Annotated in this window: 10 protein-coding genes; 7 read left to right on the forward strand and 3 right to left on the reverse strand. The window is 66.8% G+C overall.

From position 1 onward, the window contains the following. The first annotated feature begins 22 nt into the window (after nucleotides 1-22). From metG to ABNQ39_RS06400, 3 genes are read left to right on the forward strand one after another with little or no spacing between them, the layout of a single operon-like run. Nucleotides 23-1,558, forward strand: a complete 1,536-nt coding sequence (metG, locus tag ABNQ39_RS06390) for a methionine--tRNA ligase (protein ID WP_376959545.1) — start codon at nucleotides 23-25, stop codon at nucleotides 1,556-1,558. Nucleotides 1,559-1,582: 24 nt separating this feature from the next. Next, nucleotides 1,583-2,377 (forward strand): TatD family hydrolase, encoded by a 795-nt coding sequence (locus ABNQ39_RS06395; RefSeq protein WP_376959546.1) that lies wholly within the window; start codon nucleotides 1,583-1,585, stop codon nucleotides 2,375-2,377. Next, nucleotides 2,374-3,183, forward strand: coding sequence for an MBL fold metallo-hydrolase (locus tag ABNQ39_RS06400; protein ID WP_376959547.1), 810 nt, complete (start codon nucleotides 2,374-2,376; stop codon nucleotides 3,181-3,183). Before ABNQ39_RS06395 ends, ABNQ39_RS06400 begins: the two co-directional genes overlap by 4 nt. Before the next feature lie 44 nt (nucleotides 3,184-3,227). Here the strand turns inward: ABNQ39_RS06400 and ABNQ39_RS06405 are convergent, their stop codons facing one another. Then, nucleotides 3,228-4,325 carry a TRAP transporter substrate-binding protein gene (locus ABNQ39_RS06405; RefSeq protein ID WP_376959548.1) on the reverse strand — a complete coding sequence of 366 codons (1,098 nt, stop codon included), beginning with the start codon at nucleotides 4,323-4,325 and terminating at the stop codon, nucleotides 3,228-3,230. 607 nt (nucleotides 4,326-4,932) lie between these two features. On the opposite strand from ABNQ39_RS06405, the gene ABNQ39_RS06410 reads away from it, so the two are divergent. Genes ABNQ39_RS06410 through ABNQ39_RS06420 form a run of 3 tightly spaced genes read left to right on the forward strand, consistent with a single transcriptional unit; the run spans nucleotide 4,933 to nucleotide 7,725 of the window. Next, on the forward strand, nucleotides 4,933-6,105 hold the full coding sequence (locus tag ABNQ39_RS06410; protein WP_376959549.1) for an OpgC family protein: 1,173 nt from the start codon (nucleotides 4,933-4,935) through the stop codon (nucleotides 6,103-6,105). A gap of 7 nt (nucleotides 6,106-6,112) precedes the next feature. Continuing rightward, nucleotides 6,113-6,931, forward strand: coding sequence for a hypothetical protein (locus tag ABNQ39_RS06415; RefSeq protein ID WP_376959550.1), 819 nt, complete (start codon nucleotides 6,113-6,115; stop codon nucleotides 6,929-6,931). Then, a complete protein-coding gene (locus tag ABNQ39_RS06420; RefSeq protein WP_376959551.1) occupies nucleotides 6,928-7,725 on the forward strand; it encodes an SGNH/GDSL hydrolase family protein in 798 nt (265 codons plus the stop codon). Before ABNQ39_RS06415 ends, ABNQ39_RS06420 begins: the two co-directional genes overlap by 4 nt. Nucleotides 7,726-7,764: 39 nt before the next feature. Here the strand turns inward: ABNQ39_RS06420 and ABNQ39_RS06425 are convergent, their stop codons facing one another. Together ABNQ39_RS06425 and ABNQ39_RS06430 are read right to left on the reverse strand one after the other, a co-directional pair. Next, complete coding sequence (locus ABNQ39_RS06425; RefSeq protein ID WP_109096859.1) at nucleotides 7,765-8,148, reverse strand: hypothetical protein; 384 nt, start codon at nucleotides 8,146-8,148, stop codon at nucleotides 7,765-7,767. 36 nt (nucleotides 8,149-8,184) lie between these two features. Beyond that, a complete protein-coding gene (locus tag ABNQ39_RS06430; RefSeq protein ID WP_376959552.1) occupies nucleotides 8,185-10,725 on the reverse strand; it encodes a sensor domain-containing protein in 2,541 nt (846 codons plus the stop codon). A gap of 193 nt (nucleotides 10,726-10,918) precedes the next feature. Here ABNQ39_RS06430 and recO point away from each other — a divergent pair, with 193 nt between their 5' ends. Further along, nucleotides 10,919-11,641 (forward strand): DNA repair protein RecO, encoded by a 723-nt coding sequence (recO, locus tag ABNQ39_RS06435; RefSeq protein ID WP_376959553.1) that lies wholly within the window; start codon nucleotides 10,919-10,921, stop codon nucleotides 11,639-11,641. Nucleotides 11,642-11,653 lie beyond the last annotated feature (12 nt).

Below are 11,653 nucleotides of genomic sequence, written 5' to 3' on the forward strand. Positions count from 1 at the left end.
GACTTGAAAGAAAGTGCCGCAAATGGCCGGGCCGAAGACCTTCTACCTGACGACGCCAATCTATTACGTGAACGACGTGCCGCACATCGGCCACGCCTACACGACGCTTGCCTGCGACGTCCTCGCCCGGTTCATGCGCCTCGACGGCTATGACGTGAAGTTCCTGACCGGCACCGACGAGCACGGCCAGAAGGTGGAGAAGTCGGCGGAGAAGGCCGGCATCGCGCCGCAGGAATTCACCGACCGGGTGTCGCAGAACTTCCGCGATCTCGTGTCTCTGATGAACTATTCCAACGACGACTTCATCCGCACGACCGAGCCGCGGCACGTCAAGTCGGTGCAGGCGCTGTGGACGCTGCTGAAGGATCGCGGCGAGATCTATCTCGGCTCCTACGCCGGCTGGTATTCGGTCCGCGACGAGGCCTTCTATGGCGAGGACGAGCTGACCACCAACGCCGAGGGCAAGAAGATCGCCCCGACCGGCGCCGAGTGCGAGTGGGTCGAGGAGCCGTCCTACTTCTTCAAGCTCTCGGCCTGGCAGGACCGGCTGATCGAGTTCTATGAGCAAAACCCCGATTTCATCGCGCCGGCCGGCAAGCGCAACGAGGTGATGTCCTTCGTCAAGTCGGGCCTGAAGGATTTGTCGGTCAGCCGCACCACCTTCAAGTGGGGCATCCCGGTGCCGGGCGACGACGCCCACATCATGTATGTCTGGCTCGACGCGCTGGCGAACTACATCACCGCCGTCGGTTATCCCGACACCACCGGCGACTATGCCAAATACTGGCCGGCCGACCTGCACATGGTCGGCAAGGACATCCTGCGCTTCCACGCCGTCTATTGGCCGGCCTTCCTGATGGCCGCCGGTCTCCAGCCGCCCCGCCGTGTCTTCGCCCATGGCTGGTGGACCATCGAAGGCCAGAAGATGTCGAAGTCGCTGGGCAACGTCATCGCCCCGGACTCGCTGGTCAACACCTACGGCCTCGACCAGACCCGCTATTTCCTGCTGCGCGAAGTGCCGTTCGGCAATGACGGCGACTTCTCGCACAAGCAGATGGTCAACCGGATCAACGGCAACCTCGCCAACGATTACGGCAATCTGGTGCAGCGCGTCCTGTCGATGATCGGCAAGAACTGCGCCGCCGCCGTGCCGACGCCGGGTGAATTCACGCAAGCCGACAACGCCCTGCTCGGCTCGGCCTACGGCATGCTGGACATCGTGCGCGCGGAGATCAGGGCGCAGGCCTTCCACAAGGCACTCGACGCCATCTGGGCCGTGGTCGGCGACGCCAACCGCTATGTCGACGAACAGGCGCCGTGGGCGCTGAAGAAGACCGACCCGGCGCGCATGGCCACCGTGCTCTATGTGCTGGCCGAGACGATCCGCCATCTGGCGATCCTGACCCAGCCGGTGATGCCCGACGCCTCCGCCAAGATCCTCGACCTGCTGGCGCTGGGTCCGGATGCGCGCGGCTTCGGCACGCTGGGTCCGTCGGGCGCGCTGGCCGCCGGCACGCCGCTGCCGACGCCGCAGGGCGTCTTCCCGCGTTACGTCTGAGAACCGAAGGCCTGAGTTCCCCTGATGCTCGTCGACAGCCATTGCCATCTCGACTTTCCCGATTTCGCCGAAGAGCTGGACGCGGTCGTCGACCGCGCCCGGCAGGCCGGCATCGGGCGGATGGTCACCATCTGCACCTACATCAGCCGCTTCGACCGCATCCTGGCGGTGGCGGAACGCTATGACGACATCCTCTGCACGGTGGGGGTCCATCCCCATCAGGCGGCGGAGGAGTTCGCCATCACCACCGTCGACAGGCTGGTCGAGCTGTCGCGCCATCCCAAGGTGATCGGGCTGGGCGAAACCGGGCTCGACTATTTCTATGACAAGAGCCCGCGCGACCAGCAGCAGGAGTGTTTCCGCCGGCATATCCGCGCCAGCCTGGAAACCGGCCTGCCGCTGATCATCCACACCCGCGATGCCGACGACGACACCATGCGCATCGTCAAGGAGGAAGCGGCCGGCCAGCCGGTGAAGGGGCTGCTGCACTGCTTCAGCTCCGGCCGGGCGCTGGCGGAGGAGGCGGTGGAGTACGGCTTCACCCTGTCACTGTCAGGGATCGTCACCTTCAAGAAGTCGGAAGAGCTGCGCGCCATCGTGAAGGACGTGCCGCTCGACCGCATCCTGGTGGAAACCGACGCGCCCTATCTGGCGCCGATCCCCTTTCGCGGCAAGCGCAACGAGCCGGCCTATGTCGCTCACACCGCCGCCTGCGTGGCAGAGGTGAAGGGCGTGTCGGCCGACGAACTGGCCCGCGTCACCACCGACAACTTCTTCCGCCTGTTCGACAAGGCCGCCCAGCACAAGGCCGCTGCATGAGCGAAGCCGGCGCATCACCCGGTGCTGCGCGCGTAACCGTCCTTGGCTGCGGCGGATCGCGCGGCGTGCCGGTGATCGCCGGTGTGCCCGGCGGCCAATGGGGCCGTTGCGACCCCGCCAATCGCAAGAACCGGCGCATGCGCCCGTCGGTGCTGGTCGAGCGGGACGGCGTGTCGGTGCTGGTCGACACCTCTCCCGACCTGCGGCAACAGTTGCTGGACAGTGGCTGCGCGCGGCTGGACGCCGTGCTGTGGACGCACCAGCATGCCGACCATTGCCACGGCATCGACGAGCTGCGCGAAATCTGCCGCCACATGCATGCGCCGATCGACGCCTATGGCTGGGACGAGCATCTGCGCGACATCGAGATCCGCTTCCCCTACTGCTTCGATCCGCTGCCGGAGGGCTATCCCTTCTACCGGCCGGTGTTGAACAGCCACCGGATCGACGGGCCGTTCAGCGTCAGGGGGATGGAGATCACGCCGTTCGAGCAGGACCACGGCTACATGCGGACGGTGGGCTACCGGTTCGGCAGCTTCGCCTATTCGACCGACGTGGTGCGGCTGGACGACCGGGCCTTCGACGCATTGGCCGGCGTGGACACCTGGATGGTCGATTGCGGGCGGATCGAGCCGCCGCATCCGGTGCACGCGCATCTGGCGCTGACGCTGGAGTGGATCGAGCGGGTGCAGCCGCGGCGCGCCTATCTGACCCACATGGACAACACGATGGACTACGACAGCCTGCGGCGGATTCTGCCGGAGGGTGTTGAGCCGGCTTACGATGGGCTGGTGATCGAGGTTTAGGAGTCGAGAGAGGGGGCGGAAACCCGCCCCCTCCCAGGAGAAGCTTACTTCTTCTTCTCAAGCGGCGGGGCCGCATAGACGAAGCGGTCGAAGCTGTATTCGGCGACGCGGAACCACAGATACTCCTCCTCGCGGAACTTCTTCCACGCCTCGTAGATCTTGCGGAACTTCTCGTTCTTCGCCGCCTCGTCCTCGTAGACCTCGATGGCGGCCTGATAGCAGGCCTGCATCACCTCGTTCGGGAACGGGCGCAGTTGGGTGCCGCCGGCGACCAGACGCTTCAGCGCGGTCATGTTCTGGACGTCGTACTTGCCCAGCATGTCCAGCGTGGCGTCGGCGCAGGCCGCCTGAAGCGCTGCCTTGTAGGTCGGCGGCAGCGATTCGAACTTCTCCTTGCCGAACAGCATGGAGACCTGCGGGCCGCCTTCCCACCAGCCGGGATAGTAGTAGTATTTGGCGACCTTCTGGAAGCCGAGCTTCTCATCGTCGTAGGGGCCGACGAACTCGGCGCCGTCGATGGTGCCCTTTTCCAGCGCCGGATAGATGTCGCCGCCGCCGATCTGCTGCGGCACGACGCCCAACTTGGCCATGATGGTGCCGGCATAGCCGCCGATGCGGAACTTCAGACCCTTCAGGTCCTCGACCGTCTTGATTTCCTTGCGGAACCAGCCGCCCATCTGGGTGCCGGTGTTGCCGGCGCCGATGGCGACGAGGTTGTGGCCGGCGAAGAACTCCGCCATCAGCTCCTTGCCGCCGCCATGGGTCATCCAGGCGTTCTGCTGGCGGGCGTTCAGGCCGAACGGCATCGCCGCGTCGAAGGCGAAAGTCGGATCCTTGCCGACGTAATAGTAGGAGACGGTGTGGCCGCACTCGATCGTGCCGTCCTTGACCGCGTCCAGAACCTGGAGCGCCGGAACGATTTCGCCAGCCGCGAAGACGCGGATCTGGAACTTGCCGTCCGTCAGCTCGGCCACGCGCTTCGCCACGAACTCCGCACCGCCATAGATGGTGTCGAGGCTCTTCGGGAAGCTGGAGGCGCAGCGCCACTTGATCTCGGGCGCGGACTGGGCGATGGCGGGGGCGGCAAGCGTGCTGGCGGCGACGCCCACACCGGCGGAGGTCAGAAATGCACGACGTTTCATGCAGAAGCTCCCTTGTCCATTCTCGTTATGCGTTCTTGTCGCCGGACCGGCGGACATCCCGCGCTGGGGCGGCCGGACCGCACCCGTCAAGGCCCCGTCCCTCACAGGACCGGACAAAACCGGGTGAGCGGGGAAAGCGGGAATGAGTGGGATGCACGCTCGACCGACCCGGACAGCGCACCGCGGGAACCGCGGAACCGGCGGGCGCCGATGCAAGGCGCTCCCGTCCAGTCCCGCGGCTTCCCGTCGTTGGTGTGCGTTTCCTCCCGTCCATCCGGGTTTGCCGCCGGCCTTCCGGCCGATCCGCCCCAGCTTTCTTTTGCTATCCGGATTATGCAGGAAGCAAACGGTCCGGATCAAGTGCGAACGGGAATTGAGGTCTGTATTTCAGAGGTTTAAGGCTGCGGCGCGAAGCCGCGGGTTCCATTCAACCATCGGCCCCGACGCCCGCCCACCCCATTCCCGACCCGTTCGACACTTAATGTCTCGACTCCGGCGGATGCACCCCCATCTTTTGCAAGGCGCGCCCCGGGAACCGGGCCCTGCTGAATTGTTGATGAGGGTGGAGCAGACACTTGCAGGTGGAACGGCCATGAAAGGCGCGGCCATGAGGGAAGGCACTGCGGCGGAGAGCGGGAACGAGACGGCGGCACGCGACCTGCGGCTGGACTTCTTCCGCGGTCTGGCCCTGTGGTTCATCTTCGTGAACCACATTCCGGCCAACCAGATCTCGTGGGCCACGCCGCGGAATTTCGGGCTGAGCGACGCCACCGAGATCTTCGTCTTCATCTCCGGCTACACCGCCGCCCTGGTCTATGGCCGGACGCTGGACCGGCAGGGAATGCCGATGGCGGCCACACAGGTGCTGCACCGCTGCTGGACGCTGTACGCCACCTACATCATCCTGTTCTTCGCCTACACCGCGCAGATCGCCTACACCGCCCGCGCCTTCGACAGCCCGCTGTTCGCGGAGGAGATGGGCATCGCCGGCTATTTCCAGGACCCGGTCACCGCCCTGACCCAGGCCATCCTGCTGAAATTCCGGCCGGCGAACCTGGATGTGCTGCCGCTCTACATCGTGCTTCTGCTGGGTATGGCGCTTCTCCTGCCGGCCCTGCGCCGCCGGCCGCTGGGGGTTCTGGCGGGATCGGCGGCGCTCTATCTGGCGGCGCGGCAGTGGGGGTGGAACCTGCCGACCTATCCGGACGGCGGTGTCTGGTACTTCAACCCCTTCACCTGGCAGTTCCTGTTCGTGCTGGGCGCGTCTCTGCAATTCCAGCCAGACCTTCGGACGGCGCTGACCCGCTTCCGCCGGCCGGTGGCCGCCGCCGCCGGGGCGGTCCTGCTGGCCAGCCTGTTCCTGACGCTGTCCTGGAAATTCGCCCCGCTGCACGCGCTGATCCCGGTGTGGCTGACCGAGATCCTCTATCCCATCAGCAAGACCGACCTCGACCCGCTGCGCCTGCTGCATTTCTTCGCGCTGGCCTATCTGGTGCTGTGGCTGGTGCCGGCGGGGGCGTCCTGGCTGCGGGGATCGCTGGCCGCCCCGCTGCTCGCCTGCGGCAGGCAGTCGCTGCATGTGTTCTGCCTGGGCGTGCTGCTGTCCTTCACCGGCCAGACGGTGCTGGTCCATGTCAGCGGCTCGCTTTCCGCCCAGTTCCTTGTTACGGTGCTGGGCATCGCCATGATGGTGCTGATGGCGCGCTTCCTGAACTGGTACCAGTCGGCGGAGCGGGCGCGGCGCCACCGGGTTGCTGCCACGACGAAGATGGGCACATGAGGGGTGCATGGCGAGACGGCAGGGGCAAGGGCGGGGGCGGCGATTGCTGACCGTCACGGCAATCCTGCTGGCGGCCGCGCTGTTCGCTTCGCCGGATCGCCTCCTGGCCGCCCAGCCCGTTGTCCCCTCCGTCGATCCCGCCTGTGCCGTGCCGGAGTCCGTCCTGGCGCCCGGCAGCGGTCTGCCGCGGGTGTCGGCCCAGCTGGCGGCCGGCCGGCCGCTGTCGGTGCTGGTCGTCCATTCCGCGAAATCCCCGCCCAAGCCCGGCATCGTCGGCTATCCCGCCCGGCTTGAAAGCGAATTGAAGCGCCGTCTTCCCGGCCGCGAGGTCAGCACCGCCGTGCTTAGCCTGCCCGGCGAAGCGGCCCCTGCGATGGTCGCCCCGCTGACCCAGGCGGTGGAGGACCAGCGGCCGGCGCTGGTCGTCTGGCAGACCGGCACGGTCGACGCCATGCGCAGCCTGGATCTGGAGAGTTTCGGCACGGCGCTGCAATCCGGCATCGCCGAGGTCCAGCGCCGCGGCGCCGACATCGTCATCATGGACATGCAGTACAGCATGCACACCGCGCAGCTGATCGATTTCACACCCTACGTGTCCTACATGTCCTGGCTGTCCCAGAGTTCCGACGTCTTCCACTTCCCCCGCTACGACATCATGCGGCATTGGGTGGAGGACGGCCGGGTCGATTTCGCCGACGAATCGGACGAGGCGAAACGGCGTTCTTATGAATTCGTTCACCAATGCATCGGACAATTGCTGGCACAAAGCGTCGCGACGATGATCGACCCTCTGTCGATCGGCCGGCGCACCGGAGCGAGCAATTGAGGTCTGTCCTGCCGTCCGCCGTCCGCATGCTGTCGCTGATCGCCACTCTGACCATCGCCAACTTGGCCGTTTCCCTTCCGGCCCCGGCGGCAGAGTCCGCAGCGCCTACCAACTGCCAGCTTCCGCGGAGCGAGTCCGCCCTGTCGATCCCGCTGACGCAACTGTCGCAGCGCATCGCGACGGGCGCGCCGATCCGCATCGTCGCCATCGGCTCCTCCTCCACCGCCGGGGCGGGGGCGAGTGCGCCGGACAAGGCCTATCCGGCCCGGCTCGACCATTATCTGAGCGAGCGCTTCCGCAACGCCGACATCGTGGTCCTCAACCGCGGGATCAATGGCGAGACCGACGACCAGACCGAAAAGCGGATCGAAGCCGACGCGCTGGCCGCCAAGCCCGATCTGGTGATCTGGCAGGTGGGTGCGAACACGGTGCTGCGCGACGGCGACCAGTCCTTGAGCGAACGAGTGGTCCGCCAGGGCGTGGCGCGGCTGCGCGCCGCCGGGGTCGAGGTGGTGCTGATGGACCTGCAATATTCCCCGAAAATGCTGGAAAAGACCGGCGTCGCCCCGATGCTGACCCGCATCGCCGGGATCGCCGCCGACAACCGCATCGGGCTCTTCCACCGCTTCGACGTGATGCGGTCTCTGGTGGAAACCCGCGGGATGACCATGGCCGACCTGATCGGGCCGGACGGCGTCCATGGGAACGACGCCGGATACGACTGCGTCGCCCGCATGCTGGCGGTCGGCATCGAGGACGCGGTGAACGTCCACAACAGCGGCCTTCAACGGTAACAGAAGCGGGGGGCGGACCTCCGCCCGCTCCCCGGCCCCTCAGCGCTGCATCATCGCGCTTTCCTTGCCGCAGAGGAAAAACACCTTCGAGTAGACCTTCAGCAGCGCATCGGTCAGCGCCTGCACCTCGGGGCTGCCCATGGCGCGCGGCTTGGCGGGATCGACATGCAGGACGCAGCTGTCCTTCACGTCGTTGAAAGCGGCCAGCGCGTGGATGCGGTCGGGGCGGAACTCGTCGGGAAAATTCTCGTCCATCAGCCAGAAACACTGGAAGTTCCGGCAGGACTGCGGCCGCTCCTCGTAGATCGAGCAGCCCTTGCCCTGGTCGCAGGACGCGCACCACTTGGCGGAGGGCTTCTTCAACTCGGGCACGCCCATCAGCTTGCAGCACAGGGTGCATTCACCGCAGGTGCGGTCGGACATCACGGAAACTCCAAATAACGACGGCTCGCAGCGGCTCTACGCCGATGCTGGCAGGGCGATGTGCTCGTCCTCGGCGGCCAGCAGCCGCTCCACCGCTTCCGGCAGGGCGGGACGGGCGAAGTGATAGCCTTGGGCGTATTGGCACAGACCGCGCAGATACACCGCTTCATCCGCCGTTTCCACCCCTTCCGCCACGCAATCCAGCCGCAAAATGGTGGCAAGCCCGGCGATGACCTGGACGATGGCGGCGTTGCCCTCCCCCGTCGAGACCGCACGGACGAAGCTGCGGTCGATCTTCAGCACATCCACCGGCAGCTTGTGCAGATAGGCCAGCGACGAATAGCCGGTGCCGAAATCGTCGATCGACAGCCGCACGTCCATGTCGCGCAGGCTCTGCATCAGCATCCGGCATTCGTCCGGATCCTGGACAAGCAGGCTTTCGGTCAGTTCCAGCTTCAGGCTGGACGGCGGGATCGGCACTGCGTCCAGCAGGTCGCGCACGGCGCCGACGATGTCGTCGTCACGGAACTGGCGGGTGGAGACATTGACGCTCATGAATAGCGGCACGGGCCTGGGAAAACGCGCCTGCCACGTTGCCAATTGCCGCACCGCCTGTCCCAGCGCCCAACGGCCCATCGGCGCGATCAGCCCGGTCTCCTCGGCCAGCGGGATGAACTCCAGCGGAGATACCAGACCGCGCTCTGGATGGTTCCAGCGCATCAGCGCCTCGAAACCGGCAATGGCGCCGGTCTCCAGCAGGACGATGGGCTGGTAATGCAGACAGAGCTGCCCCTGCTCCAGCGCGGCGCGCAGGTCGGCCTCCATGCGCATCGCGGCCATCGCCTGCCGGCGCAGGTTGGCGTCGAACACGTCGATACGCGCCCGCCCGCCGCTCTTGGCGCGGTACATGGCGAGGCTGGCGTCGCGCAGCATGTCCTCCGCCCGCTCGTAGCCGGTCTGGCTCAAGGCCACGCCGATGGAGGCGGTCAGCACCACGTCGTGCCCCTCGGCCAACGTCACCGGGCGGGAGATAGCACGGGCCATCCGCTCCGCCGCCTCCAGCGCGTCGCCGGCATCGTCCATCTCGTCCACCAGCACGGCGAATTCGTCGGCGGACAGCCGGGCCAGCGTGTCGCCGACGCGGCGGCTGACGTCCAGCCGCTCGGCGACGATGCGCAGCATGCGGTCGCCAGCGCTGGTGCCGAGCGCGTCGTTGATCGCCTTGAAACGGTCGAGGTCGATGATGATGGTGGCGAAGGGACGGGACCCGGCACGGCGGTTGCGGTCGAGCGCCTGCCCGATGCGGTCCAGCAGAAGAGTGCGGTTCGGCAGGCCGGTCATGCTGTCGTGGACGGCGTTGAACAGGATCTGCTGTTCAGCCTTCTTGCGCGCCGTGATGTCGGTCATCGAGCCGGCCATGCGGACCGCAAAACCCTTGTCGTTGCGGACGGCCAGCCCGCGCACCAGCATCCACATCTCCTGCCCGCCCTTGCCGCGGATGCGGAACTCCTGTTGCAGGTGCGGACGCTCGCCGACCAGATGCAGGCCTATCGCGGTGCGCAGCCCGTCGAGATCGCCCGGCAGGACCCGGTTGAACCATTCGTCGACGAAGCCGGCGATTTCCGCCTCCTCGAAGCCGAGCATCGCCTTCCAGCGCGGCGAGTAATAGACCTCGCCGCTGTCGATGTGCCAGTCCCACAGCCCATCGGCGGCCCCGGCGGCGGCGAGGGCATAGCGCTCCTCGCTCTGGCGCAGGCGCTGCTCGGCGGTCTTGCGGTCGGTCACGTCGGCCTGGCTGCCGACGAGGCGGATCGGCTTGCCCGCGGCGTCCAGAACGGCGATGCCGCGGCAGGCCATCCAGCGGATCGCCCCGGCGGCGTTGCGCATGCGGTATTCGACCTGGAAGGCCGCCTCCGCTCCTGTCTCCGATTCGGGCTCCGCCCGGCCGAGGGAGGCCATGGCATTGGTCAGGATGGCCCGGTCGGCCGCAAGGATGCGGCCCAGCCACTCCTGCGGCTCGTCGGTCAGGTCCGCCGGCGACAGCCCAAGAAGCGAGGCCCAGCGCGGCGAGTAATAGACGCGGTCGGTGACCAGATCCCAGTCGTAGAGCCCGTCGTTGCTGGCCGCGGCGGCGAGCGCATAGCGTTCCTCGCTGCGGCGCAGCTCCTGTTCGGCATGTTTGCGGTCGGTGATGTCGGCGACCGACCCGACCAGCCGGATCGGCTCGCCCGAATCGTCCATCACCGCCATGCCGCGGCAGACCAGCCAGCGCCAGTGCGGCTTCGCCGCAGCGGACGCATCGGCGCGGCGGACGCGGTGTTCGATCTGGAAGGGGACGGACAGCCCGACCATCTGCGCCTCGAACGAGGCATGCAGCCAGTCGACGTCCTCCGGATGGACCAGCGAAAGCCAGTCGTTCGGCCGGTTGGATTCGCGGCTGGAATCGCCCGGCGGCAGCCCAAGGAAATCCTTGAAGCGGGGGGAGAGGTACAGCGTGTCGCTGCGCAGGTCCCAATCCCAGACGCCTTCGGTTCCGGCCTTTTCCGCCAGCAGATATCGGTCGATGTTGGTGTTCAAGACCCCTCGTCGGACCTGTCGGCGGTCAGCGATTGGTGGGGCCTCCCACCGTTGAGGGTCCGATGGTATGGGCATTTTGGTGAAGAAACCATAAATGCTCCAAGCACGCCTTTATCGCGGTTGCTGAGGGTTCCTTCTGCGAAATTTTTTCCTATATTAGGATAGCTCGCCACCTCTTCCGAAACCGGCACCGATGGATTGGTCCGATCAGGGAATCGTTCTGTCCTCCCGCCCCCAGGGGGAAGGGTCCGCCGTCGCGACTGTGCTGACGCGCGAACACGGCCGCCATGCCGGCATGGTGATGGGCGGACGCTCGGTGCGCCAGCGCGGCACGCTGGAGCCGGGAACCCTGGTCCATGCCCGCTGGCGCGGCCGGCTGCCCGAGCATCTCGGCCATTTCACGCTGGAGGCGGTCAAGGGCTTTGCCGCCAACTTCTTCGACGACGCACAGGCGCTGGCCGCCCTGATCAGTGCCTGCGCTCTGGTGGAGGCGGCCCTGCCGGAGCGGGAAGCCCACCCTACCCTGTTCGATGGGCTGCTCGCGCTGTTCGGCCTGCTGGACGGGCCGGCCTGGGCCGAGACCTATGTGCGGTGGGAGATCGGTCTGCTAGCGGAACTCGGATTCGGCCTGGACCTCGACCGTTGCGCGGTGTCGGGGGCCAACGACTATCTCGCCTATGTCAGTCCGCGCACCGGCCGCGCGGTGACCGCGTCGGTGGGAGAGCCCTACCGCGACCGGTTGCTTCCCCTGCCCGATTTCCTGGCCGGGCGCGGCGGCGGCGGGCCGGCGGCGGTGGCCGACGGGTTGCGGCTGACCGCGCATTTCCTGGAACGCCACGTGCTGAACGGGCCTCTGCCGCCCGCACGTGAACGCTTGAGAGAACGTTACGCGAACGCGGTAGCGCGCTCATCCTGAAACTGCTAGACC

It is taken from the genome of Azospirillum sp. A26 (genome assembly GCF_042604635.1).
GTDB lineage: Bacteria > Pseudomonadota > Alphaproteobacteria > Azospirillales > Azospirillaceae > Azospirillum > Azospirillum palustre.